At 44.6% G+C, this 18,771-nt stretch carries 14 protein-coding genes; 7 read left to right on the plus strand and 7 right to left on the minus strand.

Annotation, left to right across the window (positions count from 1 at the left end; translation table 11 throughout):
- Window positions 1–571 precede the first annotated feature (571 nt).
- The 7 genes from ABH09_RS05850 to ABH09_RS05880 form a co-directional block, all read right to left on the minus strand.
- Entirely contained in the window at window positions 572–1,711 is a 1,140-nt protein-coding gene (locus ABH09_RS05850) for a vWA domain-containing protein (protein WP_162663426.1), read from the minus strand.
- 19 nt (window positions 1,712–1,730) lie between these two features.
- Entirely contained in the window at window positions 1,731–3,611 is a 1,881-nt protein-coding gene (locus ABH09_RS05855) for a RelA/SpoT family protein (protein ID WP_253715584.1), read from the minus strand.
- A gap of 534 nt (window positions 3,612–4,145) precedes the next feature.
- Window positions 4,146–4,838: a TPM domain-containing protein gene (locus ABH09_RS05860; protein ID WP_162663428.1), complete on the minus strand. Its 693-nt coding sequence runs from the start codon at window positions 4,836–4,838 to the stop codon at window positions 4,146–4,148.
- Window positions 4,839–5,284: 446 nt separating this feature from the next.
- Window positions 5,285–6,238 (minus strand): peptide chain release factor N(5)-glutamine methyltransferase, encoded by a 954-nt coding sequence (gene prmC, locus ABH09_RS05865; protein ID WP_253715585.1) that lies wholly within the window; start codon window positions 6,236–6,238, stop codon window positions 5,285–5,287.
- A 4-nt stretch (window positions 6,239–6,242) separates the two neighbouring features.
- The gene (gene prfA / locus ABH09_RS05870; RefSeq protein ID WP_253715587.1) at window positions 6,243–7,310 is read right to left on the minus strand and encodes a peptide chain release factor 1; all 1,068 of its coding nucleotides are present in this window, start codon (window positions 7,308–7,310) and stop codon (window positions 6,243–6,245) included.
- 94 nt (window positions 7,311–7,404) lie between these two features.
- Window positions 7,405–8,301 (minus strand): ankyrin repeat domain-containing protein, encoded by an 897-nt coding sequence (locus ABH09_RS05875; protein WP_253715588.1) that lies wholly within the window; start codon window positions 8,299–8,301, stop codon window positions 7,405–7,407.
- A 38-nt stretch (window positions 8,302–8,339) separates the two neighbouring features.
- Window positions 8,340–9,572, minus strand: a complete 1,233-nt coding sequence (locus tag ABH09_RS05880) for a cation:proton antiporter (protein WP_253715589.1) — start codon at window positions 9,570–9,572, stop codon at window positions 8,340–8,342.
- Window positions 9,573–10,099: 527 nt separating this feature from the next.
- Between ABH09_RS05880 and chvE the strand changes: the two genes are divergently transcribed.
- The 7 genes from chvE (at window position 10,100) to ABH09_RS05915 (ending at window position 18,744) form a co-directional block, all read left to right on the plus strand.
- Window positions 10,100–11,179, plus strand: a complete 1,080-nt coding sequence (gene chvE, locus ABH09_RS05885; protein WP_253715590.1) for a multiple monosaccharide ABC transporter substrate-binding protein — start codon at window positions 10,100–10,102, stop codon at window positions 11,177–11,179.
- Between the two features lie 81 nt (window positions 11,180–11,260).
- Window positions 11,261–12,820 (plus strand): multiple monosaccharide ABC transporter ATP-binding protein, encoded by a 1,560-nt coding sequence (mmsA, locus tag ABH09_RS05890; protein ID WP_305880073.1) that lies wholly within the window; start codon window positions 11,261–11,263, stop codon window positions 12,818–12,820.
- Window positions 12,813–13,997 carry a multiple monosaccharide ABC transporter permease gene (gene mmsB / locus ABH09_RS05895; RefSeq protein WP_253715591.1) on the plus strand — a complete coding sequence of 395 codons (1,185 nt, stop codon included), beginning with the start codon at window positions 12,813–12,815 and terminating at the stop codon, window positions 13,995–13,997. The genes mmsA and mmsB overlap by 8 nt, the downstream gene beginning before the upstream one ends.
- 47 nt (window positions 13,998–14,044) lie before the next feature.
- On the plus strand, window positions 14,045–15,529 hold the full coding sequence (gene xylB / locus ABH09_RS05900; protein WP_253715592.1) for a xylulokinase: 1,485 nt from the start codon (window positions 14,045–14,047) through the stop codon (window positions 15,527–15,529).
- A 48-nt stretch (window positions 15,530–15,577) separates the two neighbouring features.
- Window positions 15,578–16,915, plus strand: a complete 1,338-nt coding sequence (gene xylA, locus ABH09_RS05905; RefSeq protein ID WP_253715593.1) for a xylose isomerase — start codon at window positions 15,578–15,580, stop codon at window positions 16,913–16,915.
- Between the two features lie 3 nt (window positions 16,916–16,918).
- Window positions 16,919–17,956: a LacI family DNA-binding transcriptional regulator gene (locus ABH09_RS05910; protein WP_253715594.1), complete on the plus strand. Its 1,038-nt coding sequence runs from the start codon at window positions 16,919–16,921 to the stop codon at window positions 17,954–17,956.
- A 143-nt stretch (window positions 17,957–18,099) separates the two neighbouring features.
- A complete protein-coding gene (locus tag ABH09_RS05915) occupies window positions 18,100–18,744 on the plus strand; it encodes a DUF4912 domain-containing protein (protein ID WP_230978107.1) in 645 nt (214 codons plus the stop codon).
- Window positions 18,745–18,771 lie beyond the last annotated feature (27 nt).

The raw sequence follows: 18,771 nt of genomic DNA on the forward strand, positions 1-18,771 counted from the left end.
AATAGACTGTTAAGCAGTTGTACATCCGTGTACAACTGCTTAACGACGAGATTTGTGCATAACACAAATCTCGCTCCTGTATAAACCCACTGCCATCCTTGGCAGTTCTGAAGATGCTAGGAGCGTACAAAAAACACCCGCAGGCACGGTAAAAAATGTACGTCCTGTACATTTTTTACCTACGTGTTTGCTGCGCAAACACGCTGCTGCGTAGAACCACCGCCGTCCATGGCGGTACTGAATAGCCTTTCCGTAAGCCTTTTGAAATAGACTGTTAAGCAGTTGTACATCCGTGTACAACTGCTTAACGACGAGATTTGTGCATAACACAAATCTCGCTCCTGTATAAACCCACTGCCATCCTTGGCAGTTCTGAAGATGCTAGGAGCGTACAAAAAACACCCGCAGGCGTATCTTTGATACGTTGAGGATTTTCAGTAGCGGCACGGATGCCGCTGGTTTATACCAGAAGTGATGTTTCGGCTCTTGCCGAAACTCACAGTCAAAACTATACACGGATGTATAGTTTTGACGATGCGACAACGCAGATGTGCCGTATATTTCAAAAGGTCTAGTAGGTCTTATTATGCGGCAATATAATCGGGAACAGTTTTACATCCTTTGCTTTTGCCGCTTCGATAACTCCCTCTTTCGTAATTGAACCTTGAGGGCGGGGATGGGGCGGGGCATCGCCGATAAGGATCAGTTTACGGTCGGTATCCGCATCGGTGCGCCATTCAAGGTCGAGTCCCGCGTCGATGCCTTCGTAAACCGCTTCGGGGATGTCGCGGCCGCCGAATACGCTAAAACTCCTGAGCGCAGCGGAAAAACGATCGATATCCGAGGTAAAATCGGTTGCGGTTTTAGTCAGAAAATCATCATAGTAGTCCTTATAAAGGACAAGCCCTATCCGGTATGAATCATATTTGGGAAGTACTTTTTTTAACGAAGCCGCAAGTAGCTCTCTGACTTTTTTTATATCATCCTTCATACTTTCGGTCGCATCGATGACAAACACCACATCGAGTTTTTTGTGTTTCTTCGGCGTCAGAATTACTTCAATTGAGGGCATAATACCGTCGACGTTTTCAGAGTAGATCAGTTTATTGCCGCTCAAACGGGCAAGTTCCGAAAAAGAAGCGGCAGCCGGTTCGCTAAAAGCCGGATCATGTACTTCCTTAATCGATTTTTGTGTTACACGGAGGACGAAGGGGTTATCGCTAAAGGAGCCGGTATAATCGGCATACGGCTTCTCAAATGCGCGGATATTAAAAAATGTGCCGTCCAATACCTGCACTTCGCCGTGTCTGTCCCATTCATAGCCGTAACAGATAATGTACGGTACCCAAATATGAAATGCTTCGCCGAGCGGCGTGTCTTTTTCGGGACTGGAGTCTATCAGGCTGTAAAGCCGCTTTCCGCGGGTATCCAGCTCTTTGCCGTTTAGGATACGTTTTTCATCGCCGTTAATGCTGTTGTATTGGAAATCACGGTATGCAAAGTTATCGAGCCGATTTTGAGGATCCTTTGTCGTCTCTGTCATCAAGATGGAAGCGATATCGGGCTTCTTTCGAATATAAAAGTGATATCCGGCGCCCTTGGGGTCTTGAATAACCGCAAGATCGCTTTGGTCAAGCTCTAAATCCGCCCCAAATACGGGAAACAGGAATCCGATAAGCGCAATAACCGTAATAATACCGTTCTTTTTCATATCTTTAATATCGAACGGATTACTTACGCGGCTTAATCTTTTTCTGCGCTTTTTCGAGATTTTTCTGTTTGCTTTCCTTTATATCCCACTCAACGTCGATGAGGCGGGCTTCCAAGTCGGGGATCCTTTTGAGGTTGATACAGTTTTTCCGATGAATGATAACTCCTCTACCGTTGGCGACATAGCCGCAGATGGCAGAATCGGAGGTCGGTTTACAGCACCCTGCAAAACGTACGGGAAAGTTGGTAGAACCGCCGATGCGTATCCGCAATGCGGGGTTCTTCTTGGGATCCTTTTGAGCTGATTCAAGTTCCCGTTTTGCCGTTTCAGCTTCTTCCGGTGTTTCTTTGGGCGGACGCAACGCTTCTTTTGCCGAATCTTCCGTAAGATCCGTTCGCTGTCCTTTTTCTTCTTTTTCACTGCGGAGCAGGTTTTCGTTCAACTGAAGCCAAGCACGGATTTTTTGACGAGCCCGCGTCGTATGGGCGTTTTCGTACTGGTTGTGCGTGGGGTGCGCGTTCGGGTGCGTGATAACCTCTACCACTTGTGTGTTTTTGAGCGGGCGAGAAAGCGGGATGATGGCGCCGTCTGCTTTCGCGGATACGAGCTTTTCTCCTATCGACGAATGGATACGGTATGCAAAATCGACGGCGGTTGCACCGGCCGGCAACTCGATAATATCACCCTTAGGAGTAAACACAAAAATCGAATCGCTTAATAAATCACTCTTGAGTTCCGCGAGGAATTCTTCATTATTAAAACGCTGTTGCGCGAGCGATTTAACCTGCTGCACAAAAGATAATTCCTGCTCGTTCGCCGTTTTGTTCTTGCTGTGTTTTTTATACACCCAGTGGCTTGCAACACCGCGCTCGGCTATTTCGTGCATTTCGTGCGTGCGGATTTGGATTTCTAAGGTTTGCCCGCCTTTGCAGATAACGGTGGTGTGGAGACTTTGATAGCCATTCGCCTTCGGCATCGCGATGTAGTCCTTGAAGCGGCCTTCAAGCGGCTTCCATACCGTATGCATCAGGCCGAGAATGGTATAGCATTCGTTCACTGTGGTGCATAAAATCCGCACGGCGAGGAGGTCGTACAATTCATCCGCCGCCTTGTTCCGCTTTTTCATTTTTTGATAGATAGACCAAAAATGTTTGGCGCGGCTTTGTACCTTAACCTTGATTCCCGCTTTTTCCATCGTTTGATAGATGGTTTTTTCGGCGCTTTGCAAAAAGGCTTCCCGTTCTTTCTTCTTCGCTGCGACAACGGTTTTTATCTGATCGAAGGCTTCGCGGTTGATGTATTTGAGGCTTAAATCTTCAAGCTCATTTTGAACGGTGGAAATACCCATCCGTTGGGCAAGCGGCGCCCAGATTTCACTGATTTCACCGGCGATACTGCGCTGCCGCTCCGCAGGATATTCTGAAATATACCGAATCTTATCGAGCCGGTCGGCAAGTTGGACAATCATAACCCGTAAGTCGCTTACGAGGGAAAAGAACATCTTGCACACAGTGTCGGTATGTTCTTTGCTTTTGCCGTACAGCTTTACGTCGGAAAACTTTGCCGCCGCATTCAGGATGTCCGCTACCGTATCTCCGAATTGTGCGCGCAGTTGATCATCCGGTAAAGTAAAGCTCCCGTCTTCGCTGTACAGCAGTGCACAGATGATACTTTCGGAATCCATTTCAAGCTCGGCAAGACTGTGCGCCATGCGTAGCGAATGAGCGGCGTCATGCGGAATGGGGGCGTCTGCAGCCGTATCGGGTATACGGTTTGCAAGCAAAAGATTCCACGCCGCGGTAATCCGTGCGGCGTCTTCCGCGTTTTCCGCTTCCGCATAACAGGGATACTGCGCAAAAAAATGTTCAAGACTGCTTAAGTTTTCAACTTTTTGTATCATCGTGTCATCCTCAGGGCAATCACAGCAGCCATTTTTTTGATTTTCCCGCAGAATAATGAGGCTGTTCAACCAGAGTTGAACCTCTTCGCGGTTCAAATGGTCTCACAGCCTCATTATTCTGCGATTCTGATCTATATATTGGCTGCTGTGATTGCCCTTCGTTTAAAATAAACTGTGTGAAATTTTTGACAAAATTTCGCACAGAAGGGAACAACCGTTACACTAACCTTAGTGCGGTTGTTCCGATACGCCTTCGATTAGTCTGTCTTGGCCTGCTAAGTCCTGATGGATACGGATGTCCGAAAAGCCTGCGGTTTCAAAGAGCTCGCTTGCGGCTTGGGCATGGTATTGGGGCTGTCTAAAAGCTTCAGCTTTTGGACAGTTTCCTTAGCTTTAGATTCTACATGAAACTATTGATATCCCGTCAGAAAAGCGATATTTCGACGTTGTCGAAATATGCTGGCAAAAACGTATAAGGAGATATACCTTTGGCAATGCGACGCAATAGATGCGCAGTATATTTTCAAAAGAATTTTAACATTCCAAGATAACAAGTCCATCAGGTAGCTCATTGGAATTTTCTGCGTCGCTAGGAAAGTTCTGTTGTAGAATCCTGCCGCATTCCTTTACGGCGGTAACAAAGGCTTGGGCTGCGCGGTGTTCTTTTAATCCTGTGGTCATAATTTCGCAAATGCCGTCCCATTTAGTTTGCGCTACTTTTGCAGCAATTCCCGAATCGGCGATGACAAAGAACTTCCGTTCCAGTACGGATGCAAAGATGAGAACGCCGGAATGTTCCGCTGTTTTATATACGCCGCTTTCGACAAAGTGTTGCAGTGCACGCGCATATACACGACGATTTTTTAAAGTATTCGGAATAATCAACCGGTCGATTGCGGGAATATTTACCAGTAAATAAACAATAAATACAGCAGTAGCTGCACCACCTCCGATGACCGCTGTCAGCTGGGCAGGGGATGGAAACCAAACGGTACGTTCTAAAAGACTCCAGATAGGAGCGGAACATAAAAACAGAATGAAAAAAGAAAGAAACGCCGCGCAACATGCAATGAACAACTCTACAAAGGCATATGAATCGCTTTGGTATACAACCGCAAGGGCAATCTCTCCGGTAGTCTTTTTTTCAACCTCCGCGACCGTATCGGCAATTTCTCTCATTTGAATAGGAGAAATATTCATTAGCTTTAATAGCCTATTTTTTTTCATCGTATCCCTTCCTCATTTAAAGCAATCTGGGGTATCTTCTAAAAACGTCCCGTTTTAAAAAGTACCTATTATGGCATATTTTATGAAAAACGGCATATCACATATTATCCTTTCCGATGCGATTACCCTGCTTTTCTTATCGGCTTTTACGAAAGTTTATATACTGCATAATTGATTAAGTGATATTCCTTCTTGTGCTGTCTGCAATGCCGGTTTTTTACCGGTACTATGCAGTGTTCGTTGTAATAAGGAATTAATGAATCGTGAGTTAGAAAAAGCATGTTTTCAACTTTTGCCTGACATATCAACCTTTACAGTATAGCTCATAGTATGTCTTCCTCTGTATTTATAGTATATGAGAGACATACCTACTGTCAACAACACCGAAACCACAACCTCAATTATTTTGCGGGTTTGATCAATTTAGCTGCTTTGATTACCCTTCGTTAAAATACGCCCTCGATTAGTCTGTCTTGGCTTGCTAAATCTTGGTGGATACGGACATCCGAAAAACCTGCGGTTTCAAAGAGCTTGCTTGCGGCTTGGGCATGGTATTCTCCTACCTCGCTTAAAAGGACACCGTTGCAGTTCAGGACAGTACAGGTATTATTTGTCAAAATCCGTATGAAATCAAGACCGTCGGAGCCGCCGTCGAGGGCTAATGCCGGTTCATTCCGCCCGTCTTTGAGTAGTTCCTGCGTCAGCGTAGAGGGTACATACGGCGGATTGGCAGCGATAAGGTCGAAGCGGATAGGCTTGGAGATCAAGGAAGATGAAGATAGTGATTCTTCAAAACGGGCGATGGTTTCCGGCAATGCGTGCATATCGCCTTCGATGATGTGCAGCCGAGTTTGTGTTTCAGCCGACAGGAGCCGCTCCGCATTGAGGCGGGCTATGGCGAGAGCTGCGGGAGAAATATCGGCGGCAATGCAGCAGAGATTTCGTATGTTTTCAGCTTCAAGCGTATGTAAGATGGAAATTGCAACGCAGCCCGATCCTGTGCAGGGGTCGAGTATGAACAGATTTTGTTCGGGTAGGAGAGCCGCCGCTTTTTCTCTTATGATAGCAAGGCTCCGCTCTACCAGCAGTTCGGTGTCGGGCTTAGGGATCAGCACATCGGGACTCACGTGGAAGGGAAGCCCCCAAAAGTCTTTTTCGCCGGTGATATAGGCAACGGGTAAACCGGTACAGCGCCGCTCTACTGCCGCGCAAAAGGCTTTTCGTATCGAGGAAATATCGGTGTCATCATGGGCAAAAAGCCATGCCCGCGGCTTATTGAGGAAGTGCTGCAGCAGGACGTCCGCATCGAGCGTTAAAGACGAGCGGGGCTGCGTTTTCAGTATTGCCGACTGCATAAACAAATCGACGGCGCAGCGGCGGGCATCGGCGACGGTAAACATCCGGTTATGCTTGGGCTTTCATCATTTGCTCGCGGGCGGCGATGCAGAGCGCTTCGACGATTTCGTTGAGGTCTCCCTGCATAATCGCATCAAGCTTGTAGAGGGTCAGGTTAATCCGGTGGTCTGTTACGCGGTTTTGCGGATAGTTGTAGGTGCGGATTCGTTCCGAACGGTCGCCCGAACCGACTTGATTCTTCCGGTCTTCCGCCCGCTCGGACTGCTTCTTCGCTTCTTCCATATCGTAGAGGCGGCTCCGCAATACGCGCATTGCCTTCGCCTTGTTTTTAATCTGGCTTTTTTCGTCCTGACAGATAACGACAAGCCCTGTCGGGATATGGGTAATACGCACGGCGGAGTCGGTTGTGTTGACGCACTGACCGCCGGGACCGCCTGCGCGCATAACGTCGATGCGCAGGTCTTCCTGTTTGATAACGATTTCCGTTTCCTCAGCTTCGGGTAAAACCGCGACGGTTACCGCACTTGTGTGAATACGCCCCGATCCTTCCGTTTCCGGTACGCGCTGTACGCGGTGTACTCCCGATTCATAGCGGAGGCTTCCGTACACATACTTGCCCGAAATGGACAGCGTTACTTCTTTAAACCCGCCCAGCTCGGTTTCGTTAGAGGAAAGGATTTCGTATTTCCAGTTTTTCAATTCCGCATAGTGCGTGTACATTTTTAACAAATCTGCTGCAAAGAGCGCCGCTTCTTCTCCGCCGGTACCACCGCGTATTTCCATAATGATGTTTTTTTCTTCGAGCGGATCGGGCGGAATGAGCAACACTTTAAGATTGTTCTCGCTTTGCTCCAGCTGCGCTTCGAGGTTATGCAGTTCTTCTCGAGCCATCTCTTTCAGCTCATGGTCGGTTTCCTCCTGCATCATTGTGCGGGTTTGCCCAATGTCTTTTTCCAATCGAAGGTACTGCGCATATTCTTCCATCAGCTTCGAAAGATAGGCATGTTCCCGCATCGCCTCCTTATAGTGGTTTTGATTTTTAATCAACGCAGGGTCTTGTATTTCTTCTTCCAGTTCTTTCCAGCGAATCGATAAACTTTCAAGTTTTTCTTTCATAATTATTCACCTTATAATGCTTTAGCATAATACTTTAGCCGAATAAACGGCTGATACTATTGAAGGACGTTAATGCCGATAAATTGAAACACAGCTAAGGCTGCTGCATGGCTTCTAAAATCTCTTTATTGTTGAACAGTTTTGCGTAACCAAGCGCGGACATGCCCAGTCGGTCGGTGATGTTCCAATCGGCATGATGTTTTATGAGCAATTTTACCATTTTGGCATCCTTTCTGCCGACAGCGAGAATTAATGCCGTTTGTCCGTCTTTGCTTTGAATGTTTGTGTCTGCATTCTTTGAAAGCAGTAATTCTGCAGTTTTTAAATTGCCGATTTGAGCAGCTTCCATTAATGCCGAATAGGAACGATCTTCGGCACAGAGGTTTATCTCTGCTCCATAGTCAAGCAGCAGTGACGCAATTTCATAATGCGAATTTCTAATCGCAAGCGAAAGTACTGGAGTACCGCGTGTGTCGCGCTGCGAAGCATTATAACCCGCCTCTAAAAAGAGCCGAACAATCTCGTATTTTCCTTCTTCTACTGCTGCAGCAAAATTAGACTCACAACAAGGAAAGCCGCTATTCAACAACTTTTCTCGGGCGAGCTGTTTTCGTTCTAGTGCAAGAAAATTCTGTTGTTCTTTAATAAAATAATCTTCGAAAATATCAAGCGCAAGTGGAATGATAAATTGTTTACAGTTTTCCGGCAAAGGCAAGGCGCTTTCCTGTCCAAGTGTTAAAATAGGTAGATTTTTTCCGACGCCGAATCCTAAAAAGAAAATAAACGCAAGGTCTAGCGCTGATGTATTTTTACCGAGCACAAATAGAATATGTGACGCATCCTGCAGCAGTGCGATAGGAGAGCATACACCTTTCTCCCATATTGTATCGACTTGATAGTGTACGACATCGCATTGATGTGATGCAATAATATGAGCGGCAGCTTCGGAAATTTTCTTTTCAGTTTTTTCGTACAGGATAACAATTTTCATGATATTATACGGTAATATATCGTAAAATAGAAATCATTTCAATGATTTTTGATATCCTGAGTCTTAATCGCACCCGACCGTATCAGCGCTATTTTTGCAGTCACCGGTCCCATCAATTCATATAACACCGAAGATGCTAGAATGATATTAAATAGGATAAGGCCGTCCTTTTCCGGCAACATTGCTTTACCCATAAACGCGAGTCCGATTGCAACACCTGCTTGCGGCATTAGCGCAAACCCCATATTTTCCGTTATCTTCTTATCGATTGATAATATTTTACATGATGTGTATGCACCGATATATTTTCCGATTATGCGGATGAAGAAATATGCAACGCCGATAATCCCTGCCGTTACGATAATGCTTAGATCCATATTCATACCGGAGATGATAAAAAAACTGCTCATCACCGGGGGAGAAAAATTATTCATTTGGTCGAATAGGGTTTTATCGTTTGTTCGGTTGTAATACACGGCGCCACACACCATACAGGCAAGCAGTGGGCTTACCTCAAAATATGAGCAGATACCGGAAATCAAAAAAAGAAACGCGACAGCTAAAATCAGCCTGTTATCGAAACTCCGCTTTTCCGTAATGAGAAACTCCATACACAGGGCGGTAAAGAAGCCTAACATCAGCATGGCCGCATTAAGGCCGACCGGGGTTATAATACTCATGATATTAAAGACATCACTTTCTTGCGCATTGACGACGGCAACCATAATACTGAACACAAAAAGGCAGACAACATCATCAAAGGCGGTGATACGCAGCAGCAAATCGACAAACGGCCCTTTGCCGTTGTATTCCTTGATAGTCATAATAGTGCTGGCAGGGGCTGTTGCGGTTGCAATCGCGCCGAGTAAAAGCGAGAAAGAAAGCCTCATCTTAAAGACAAAGAGCATAACGACGGTAACTAAGCATCCCGCTAACAGGGATTCGCAGAGCGTGATAAAGACGACATTCCGGAATTCCTTTCTGCCGTCGCTTCGTTTAAAATATCTTCCCATATCGAAGGCGATAAAGCTGAGCGCGATAACCGAGATAACGTCCAAATTGACAATAAAATGGCGATGAATTAAATGTAATCCGCTCGGGCCGATCAGTATTCCGGCAAGAATATAGCCGCTCACTTTCGGTAGCTGGAGCCTTTTGGTGAATCGAGTGACTAAAAAGCCACTTATCAATATCAGAGAAAAGGATATCAGAATCGTAGTAGGTAAATTGAGGTCTTTAACAATGCTGTAAATAAAATCGATCATATTCATTTTTGCTCATCTCTGATACGCGCAGGTGCGTCGCCGAAAGGGCGATTGTGAATTCAGAGGTGTTTTATACTATAGTATATGGTTAAAAGACGCAACCTCCTTTTGAAAATATACGACGCATCTACTGCGTTTCTCTTATACTGCTGATTTCACTATTCTCTTTATCTTTTTTCCCCATAAAACCGATACATAATTTATATCCATAATGCTCGAGATATCCTCCGCTGTTATATCATATTTAGACCCCCTTTCTCACAATGAGCTTATAAAATTACTCCATTCTTTTGCGATGACGCATGAAGTGGAGTGATACAATAAAAGTGCAGTACTAAAATTGCCGAAAAAAAGAGAAGGAAGGACAATGAAACGGTACGATCAGAATGGAAAACGATAGGGTAATTCGGGACAAAATGTATAAATTATCAATACATTTCCTTGACAATATGTCGAAAGCATTGTAGAATAATTAAAACCGTGCTCGAGCACGGTTTGATATTTTCGATTAGATGTTTTATTAGGAGGAATGTATGAAACGGAAAATCGGTATAGCTCTTATGGTCTTTATGATCGGAATAGGAGCCTTATTTGCGGGGGGCACAACAGAAACGTCAGAAGCACCCAGAATAGGCGTTTCCATGCCTACAAAGGATCTGCAGAGATGGACTCAGGACGGCGACAATATTAAAATGTTGTTGGAAAAATCGGGCTACAAAGTCGATTTGCAATATGCAAACAACGATATAGCCGTACAGGCATCTCAAATTGAAAATATGCTGACTAAAAACTGCAAAGTAATAGTTATAGCAGCAATCGACGGTTCATCGCTCACGGAAGTTCTTAAAACCGCCAAAGAAAACGGCGTTCCCGTTATTGCTTATGACAGACTTATTATGAACAGCGATGCGGTACGCTATTATGCAACATTCGACAACTACAAGGTCGGTCAATTTCAGGGAGCTTACCTGCGCGACACGCTTAAATTGGACACGGCAAAAGAACCTGTATACATCGAATTATTTACCGGCCCCACAGACGATAACAATGTGAACTTCTTTTTCCCGGGTGCAATGGATATTCTAAATCCTTACATCAAAAAAGGCGTCTTGGTCGTCCGTTCAGGACAAACCGAAAAAGCTCAGGTTGCAACACCCAACTGGTCAACTGAAGAAGCACAAAAAAGAATGGAGAATTTGATCAGTGCCTACGGTTACGGTCCGACAGGCACAAAACTGCACGCGGTATTATCATCAAACGATTCCGTTGCGCAGGGGATTACCAATGCACTTGTTGCGGCCGGATACACGAAGGAAAACTTCCCGCTGCTTACGGGACAGGACTGTGATATTACTTCGGTAAAAAATATGTTGAAAGGCCGTCAGAGTATGTCGGTATTTAAAGATACCAGAACACTGGCAGGTAAAGTATCGGAGATGATTGACGCTCTCGTAAAAGGAACAAAACCTCCGATTAACGACACAAAAACATATAACAACGGTACCGGAGTTATTCCTTCATTTTTGTGCGAACCTGTTTTTGCAACAATCGATAACTATAAAAAGTTATTGGTTGAAAGCGGCTATTATACCGAAGCGCAGTTGAAAAACTAAAACCGATTCGTGTTGAGGTCTTAAACAGTGCCGATAAACTGTCGGCACTGTTTTTAGATTGCGATTAAGTACGAAAACAAAATGGAGACTGTTTTGACGGAAACGCTGTTGGAAATAAAAAATGTTACAAAAACATTTGCAGGTATAAAAGCTCTAAATGACGTCAGTCTGAAAATTGCCCGGGGTGAAATCCATGCTCTCGTAGGTGAAAATGGTGCCGGTAAATCAACACTGATGAATATTTTAAGTGGCATTTACCCCTACGGTACCTATACCGGTGATATACTATATGAATCCGAACGGTGTATGTTCCATTCGGTAAAAGACAGTGAACGTAAAGGTATCGCCATTATTCATCAGGAATTGGCTCTTGTTCCCCACCTCAGTATTGCTGAAAATATTTTTTTGGGAAACGAGCAAGGAAAATCATTTAAAATTGATTGGGAAAAAACCTTTGCAAAAGCCGATGCGCTGCTTCGGACGGTAGGGCTGCATGAATCGTCACGGACGCTGATTAAAGATATCGGGATAGGCAAACAGCAATTGGTTGAAATTGCAAAAGCTTTGGCAAAAAATATTACGTTTCTCATTCTTGACGAGCCGACAGCTTCGTTAAATGAAACGGATTCTCAAAAATTATTACATTTATTACTTGAATTTAAAAAGAAAAATATAACGTCAATTATTATCTCACATAAATTGAATGAGGTATCCTTTGTTGCGGACAAAATAACCGTTATCAGAGACGGCTCTGTAATAAAAACTTTTGATAAAAAAACGGATGATTGCAGCGAAGATCTAATAATCAACGCAATGGTCGGTAGAAATCTGTCGGAACGTTTTCCGCCGCGCACACCTTGTATAGGGGATATTCGGTTTGAAGTAAAAGACTGGACGGTTGAACATCCCCTGTATGCGGAACGGGAAGTATGTAAAAATATCAATATCAATTTACGCAAAGGTGAAGTTGTCGGCATAAGCGGTCTTATGGGAGCGGGGCGGACGGAATTTGCAATGAGTGTATTCGGACATTCCTACGGCGCGAATATCCGCGGACGGATTTTTATAAACGGGAAGGAAGTCCGGCTTAAAACCGTAAAAGATGCAATAAAACACGGGGTGGCATACGTAACGGAAGACAGAAAGGGCAACGGCTTAATTTTACATACAAGCATTTGCAAAAACACAACTTTAGCAAATATACGGAAAGTAAGCCGCCGCAATGTTATCCAAATCGATAAAGAACATGAGGCTGCACGGGAATGTGTTGAACAACTCAAAACAAAATGTACGGGAATAGAACAATCCGTAGTAAATTTATCGGGAGGGAACCAACAAAAGGTTTTACTCGGCAAATGGATTTTTGCCGAACCCGAAGTGCTGATACTCGATGAACCCACGCGCGGTATAGATGTGGGAGCAAAATATGAAATTTACTGCATAATAAACCGCTTGGCCGCAGAAGGAAAATCCATATTGATGATTTCTTCGGAACTGCCGGAAATTTTAGGTATGTGCGACAGGATTTATGTTATGAATGAGGGTAAAATTGTGGGAGAAATTCCGCGGGAAGAAGCTTCACAAGAAGCAATAATGGCTTGTATCGTCCAAACGAAAAAGGAGAACACAAATCATGCTTAATACTCTTTCGATTAAAAGTATATTGAAAAAAAACACAATGTTTATAGCGCTTATTGCATTGATGATTTTATTTCATGCCCTGATCAGTTTTGCAGACAGCGGCTCCTTATTTGCCCCGACAAATATTTCAAATATTATAAGTCAAAACTCTTATGTTGTTATTTTAGCAACCGGAATGCTGCTCTGTATCCTCAGTGGCGGCAATATCGATTTATCGATCGGTTCAATTGTCGCACTTATCGGAGCATTAGCTGCCCATTTAATTATTCTTTTACATTGGAATATATATGTCGTGATGATTTTATGTTTATTGGCCGGTACGGCAATCGGAGCATGGCACGGCTTTTGGATTGCATACATACGCATCCCGGCATTTATTGTAACATTGGCAGGTATGCTTTTATGGAGGGGCGTTGCCTTAATTATTCTTAACGGTTTAACCTTGTCACCGTTTCCGGAAAATTATTTACGTTATTTTACCGGCTTTATTCCGATAACAAAGGATAAAGGGTTGATATTTTCCGTAACAGTCGGAACGGCAATTTTATGCTGTCTCATTTTCATTGCAAAGGAAATTGTGCAGCGTATACAAAAAAAACAAAAAGCATATTCAACTGAAAGCTTCGGAATATTTCTTATACGCATTATTCTTATTCCTGCAATTGTATTGTTTTTAGCAACACTGCTCGGCCGCCATAAAGGAATACCGGTGATTTTAATTCTTTTAACCGTTGTTGTTCTTGTCTATACCTACATTACTCAAAATACGGTGCCGGGCCGGTATTTGTATGCAATGGGCGGTAACGAGCGAGCGGCTAAGCTGTCGGGCATTGATACAAATAAAGCGTTGTTTTTTGTATATGTAAATATGGGATTTCTTTCAGCCCTTGCCGCTCTGGTTTGTGTCGGCCGCTTTAATTCGGCAGCGCCTACGGCTGGTATGAATTATGAACTCGATGCAATCGGTTCATGTTTTATTGGAGGAGCATCGGCATACGGCGGAACGGGAACGGTCGGAGGAGCGGTTGTCGGAGCTATTTTTATGGGTGTTTTGAACAACGGAATGTCCATTTTAGGTATAGACTCGAACTGGCAGAAAGCGGTAAAGGGACTGGTGCTTTTAGCGGCGGTTGCTTTTGATGTCCTTTCAAAACGTCGTGAAAAAAGCTCAGTCTAATCCGTAAAAACAGACTGCAAATGAGTACCAAAGAGGACAGGGGAAATATGAACATAGTTGCCGGTATTGATTTAGGAACGCAAAGTTTAAAAGCGGTTTTATACGATTACGAACAAAAACGTATTGTCGCACAAGCATCCTGTCCTTTGGATTTGATTTCCAAAGAGGACGGAACCCGCGAACAAAAAACCGAATGGTACGATGCGGCATTAAAAAGCGTCTTTGAAAAACTTCCGTGTGAATTGCGTTCGCAGATACAGGCCGTCGGCGTCTCCGGTCAGCAGCATGGCTTTGTCCCTCTTGATAAAGACGGACAAGCTCTTTATAACGTAAAACTGTGGAACGATACGTCAACCGCCGAAGAATGCCGCATCTTAACCGATAAAGCAGGAGGTAATGCCGAAGTTATAAAAGAAGTCGGCAACCTCATGTTACCCGGCTTTACTGCTCCCAAGATATTGTGGTTAAAAAAACATTTTCCCGACGGATGGAAAAACGTGCGCTATATTTTGCTTCCGCATGATTACATCAATTACGTACTAACCGGAAGCTATGTTATGGAAGCTGGAGACGCCTCGGGGACAGCGCTGTTTAACCCTGTAAAACGCAGATGGTCGCGTACACTCTGTTCTCTTATCGATGAAGGCTTATACGATTTACTTGCGCCTCTTATCGCTTCGGATACAAAAGCCGGAACGGTATCGCAGAAAGCCGCCGGTCTTTTAGGGATTCCTGAAGGTATCCCGGTTTCTTCCGGCGGCGGGGATAATATGATGGGGGCAATCGGGACGGGGACGGTCAGCGACGGCTTTTTAACGATGAGTATGGGGACGTCGGGAACACTCTACGGTTATTCGGACAAGCCCATCGCCGACCCCGAACACGGTCTATCGGGCTTTTGTTCCTCAACGGGCGGATGGCTTCCGCTTTTGTGTACGATGAACTGCACGGTTGCAACCGAACAAATCCGTTCTCTCTTCGGTTTACCGGTAGCCGACTTCAATCGTCTTGCCGCAGCAGCTGAGCCGGGCGCTCAAGGAGTACGGGTTCTTCCCTTTTTTAACGGAGAGCGTACACCGAATTTACCGAAAGGAAGGGCAAGCATCACCGGTCTTACGATGACAAATTCGAATAAGGAAAACATCTGCCGTGCTGCAATGGAAAGCGCTGTATTCGCCCTGAAAGGAGGCTTGGACGCCTTTAAAAAATTGGGTTTTGAACCGAAAGAAATACGGCTTATAGGAGGCGGCGCAAAAAGTCCCTTATGGAGGCAAATCGCCGCGGATATTATGAATGTGCCGGTCAGCGTTCCCGTATCGGAAGAAGCTGCCGCAATGGGCGCAGCCGTACAAGCGCTGTGGTGTCTTGAAGGTGGTACACCTGAGCGGATAAAGAGCCTTTGCGCCGAACACATTCAGTTGAGTAAAGAAAAATCGGCGGAACCGGGCAGCGCAGTTTGCGAATACGAACAGGCGTACCGCGATTATAATGAGATTTTGGGGCAGCTGACGCCCCTTTATATACACGGCTAAATTTTTTGAAAGCTGACGCTTTCTGCAGAATTTCTATTTGGAGGTTATATGTCATATTTTAAAGGAAGTACCGAATACTTTCCCGGTATCGGTAAAATAAGGTTTGAGGGGAAACAATCGAAAAACCCGCTCGCATTTAAATACTACGATGAAAATAAAATCGTTTTAGGTAAGCCGATGAAAGAGCATTTGCGTTTTGCAATAGCCTACTGGCATTCTTTTTGCGCTGCAGGAGAAGATCCCTTTGGGGCGGGAACAATGAAGTTTCCGTGGAACAGCAGCACGGATGCGATGACAAACGCCGAAAACAAAGCGGATGCGGCTTTTGAGTTTATTACTAAAATCGGAGCGCCCTATTATTGCTGGCATGACCGGGATATAAGCCCTGAAGGGAAAAGTCCTGCCGAAAGTGAAAAAAATCTTATAAAAATTACCGACGGTCTGTATGAGCGGCAAAAAGAAACCGGTGTAAAACTCTTGTGGGGGACGGCCAATGTATTCAGTAATCCGCGCTATATGAACGGGGCTGCGACAAACCCGCAGTTCGATATTGTAGCCCACGCTGCAGCTCAGGTGAAATGCGCAATAGATGCAACGATAAAGCTCGGCGGGCAAGGCTATACCTTTTGGGGCGGACGTGAAGGCTATATGTCGCTGTTGAATACCGACATGCAGGCTGAAAAAGAACACCTCGCCCGTTTTTTAACGATGGCACGCGATTATGCGCGTAAGCAGGGCTTTACCGGCTGTTTTTATATCGAGCCGAAACCGATGGAGCCGACAAAACATCAATATGACTTCGATGCGGAAACAGTGATAGGCTTTTTGCGTACCTACGGTTTGGAAAAGGATTTTAAACTGAATATTGAAGCAAATCATGCAGAGCTTGCAGGGCACGACTTTTACCATGAATTATCGGTATGTGTTGATGCGGGGATGCTCGGTTCCATCGATGCAAATCGCGGTGATAGCCGAAACGGCTGGGATACCGACCAATTCCCTTCGAGCATATATGAAACGACCTTGGCTATGCGGGCGGTGCTGCGTATGGGTGGCTTTAAAACGGGCGGCTTAAACTTTGATGCAAAGCGTAGAAGAAATTCGACCGCACCGGAAGACTTATTTATCGCACATATCGGCGGTATGGATATGTTTGCACTGGGCTTGGAAAAAGCTGCCGCCCTTATTGAAGACGGGCGAATCGATGCATTGGTTAAAGAACGCTATGCATCTTTTGCAGAGGGAAAGGGCGCCGAATTTGCGGCGGGCAAAATGACTCTGGAAAGTCTTGCAGCCATGGCCGAATCCTATGATACGGTGCACCCCGCTTCGGGCAAACAGGAATTATACGAAAACATTTTCAACGAAGTTATTTTTAACGGATAAACGGTGTCGGTTACCATAAAAGATATTGCGGCGGCGGCGGGTGTGTCACGGGGGACAGTAGACCGTGTACTGCATAAACGTATGGGAGTAAATCCCGAAGTCGCGCAAAGAGTCCGCCTCATTGCCGATGAAATGGGCTTTGCACCGAATATGGCAGGAAAAATTCTTGCCGCCCGTAAACAGCCGATAAAATTCGGCTGTTTACTTCCCGATGTGGGAAATCCTTTTTTTGACGGTATTATTGCCGGTTTTCACCGCGCAGAAAAAGAATTAAGCGATTTCGGAGTGTCCCTTCACATAGAACATATAAAAGGGTTTGATATCGCTACGCATATTCATACGATTGAGAAATTAGCTTCTATGAATCTTTCCGGTGCATGTATTGCCACTATGGATATCCCCGAAGTTCAATATACCGTACAAACGCTTATCGAAAAAGGAACACCGGTTATCAGTGTCAATACCGATATTCCTGATACCGATCGTCTATGCTATGTGGGCCCTGATTATACGAACGGAGGAAACACCGCCGCCGGTTTATTGTCGTTGTTAACAAAGAGCGAATTGAACATTTTAATAGTTACCGGCTCTTTTCATATTCGCGGCCATAATGAACGCATTCAAGGCTTTATCCAAGGTTTAATTGAAAGAAAATCTTCTTATACGGTTTTAAGTACCTTTGAATCACTTGATGACGATACGTATGCATACGAAACGACAATGAGCGCATTGGAAAAATATCCGGAAACAAACTGCATATTTATTGCCGCCGCTGGGGTTGAAGGGGTCTGTAAGGCAGTCGATCGATGGCATAAAGATTCAGAAAACAGAAAAAAGCCCTCTATTTTATCATTTGACGATATTCCGGCAACAAAGCGTTTGGTGAAAGACGGATTTATTGATTTTACCATTTGCCAGGAACCTGAACAGCAAGGATATATGGCTGTTTCAAAATTGTTCTCGTATTTAATGGCCGAAAAAAAATGCACCCCGCAGGATTATATAACGTCTACAATTATAAAAATCAAAGAAAATATATAGGGCACATCTCGTCATTTAATGCTGCTGAGCAAAATATTGAGCACTTGTACTCCAATGCTCTGCGCCGTATATTTTCAAAAGACTTGAGTCTTGACATAACGATGAATATTTTAGATGATGCCGCAATGGAGAGTGGGAGTGCGGTGAAATTTACCAGATCCTATTTGCAGACGCTGTCTACGGATGCTCTTTTTGCACTGGCCGACCGATATGGGTTGTTTTTGTCATCCGATTTGACTCGGTACCTTTTGATCAGTGAATTACTTGATCTTGATGACGGTTTCGCGAATGATGATGATAGTGTTGACCCTATTTTGGCATCAACACGACCTCAAGAAGCAGCATACGGCTATAACATGACCGAGATAAGGGTTGTCTTAAAGAATCCGCTGTGGTTTTTTGTCTTTTGGGATTTTCATAAACGTCTTTTTACCGAATTGACGGAAGCAAAAGATTTTTCTTTTTTTTCACTTCGCGTGCATTCTCTCGACCTTGAAAACCCTTTAAAATCTTCAGACTTTTTTGATATACAGGTACCAAAGGAAGACCGCAGGCGCTATGTGCATGTTTCTTTTGATGAATACTTGCACCGTATCGACTTAATGGCTCATTTTACGAACGGTCGTGAGCAAATATTGTCGCAATCGAATGTTGTCGGTATGCGGCGAAAGAATATTCCGCAACGGCTTTGCATTTCGCAAAATGCAGTGAATAAGATAATCGGTTTATCAGGATTGACCTCTTTAAAAAAGTCTCACTTTCGGCATTACCGGCAGGCTTTTAGATAGAAAAGCAAAGAAACTATTCCAAAACTG

Origin of the sequence: Treponema sp. OMZ 803, from assembly GCF_024181165.1 — a bacterium.
Lineage (GTDB): Bacteria > Spirochaetota > Spirochaetia > Treponematales > Treponemataceae > Treponema.

Bases quoted from the DNA above. Each gene is read 5' to 3' on its own strand.
- prmC (WP_253715585.1), bottom strand. From the start codon at position 6,238: ATGTTTACCGTCGCCGATGCCCGCCGCTGCGCCGTCGATTTGTTTATG.
- mmsB (WP_253715591.1), top strand. From the start codon at position 12,813: ATGCTTAATACTCTTTCGATTAAAAGTATATTGAAAAAAAACACAATG.
- chvE (WP_253715590.1), top strand. From the start codon at position 10,100: ATGAAACGGAAAATCGGTATAGCTCTTATGGTCTTTATGATCGGAATA.
- mmsA (WP_305880073.1), top strand. From the start codon at position 11,261: ATGGAGACTGTTTTGACGGAAACGCTGTTGGAAATAAAAAATGTTACA.
- prfA (WP_253715587.1), bottom strand. From the start codon at position 7,310: ATGAAAGAAAAACTTGAAAGTTTATCGATTCGCTGGAAAGAACTGGAA.
- ABH09_RS05860 (WP_162663428.1), bottom strand. From the start codon at position 4,838: ATGAAAAAAAATAGGCTATTAAAGCTAATGAATATTTCTCCTATTCAA.
- ABH09_RS05855 (WP_253715584.1), bottom strand. From the start codon at position 3,611: ATGATACAAAAAGTTGAAAACTTAAGCAGTCTTGAACATTTTTTTGCG.
- xylB (WP_253715592.1), top strand. From the start codon at position 14,045: ATGAACATAGTTGCCGGTATTGATTTAGGAACGCAAAGTTTAAAAGCG.
- ABH09_RS05850 (WP_162663426.1), bottom strand. From the start codon at position 1,711: ATGAAAAAGAACGGTATTATTACGGTTATTGCGCTTATCGGATTCCTG.
- ABH09_RS05880 (WP_253715589.1), bottom strand. From the start codon at position 9,572: ATGAATATGATCGATTTTATTTACAGCATTGTTAAAGACCTCAATTTA.
- ABH09_RS05875 (WP_253715588.1), bottom strand. From the start codon at position 8,301: ATGAAAATTGTTATCCTGTACGAAAAAACTGAAAAGAAAATTTCCGAA.
- xylA (WP_253715593.1), top strand. From the start codon at position 15,578: ATGTCATATTTTAAAGGAAGTACCGAATACTTTCCCGGTATCGGTAAA.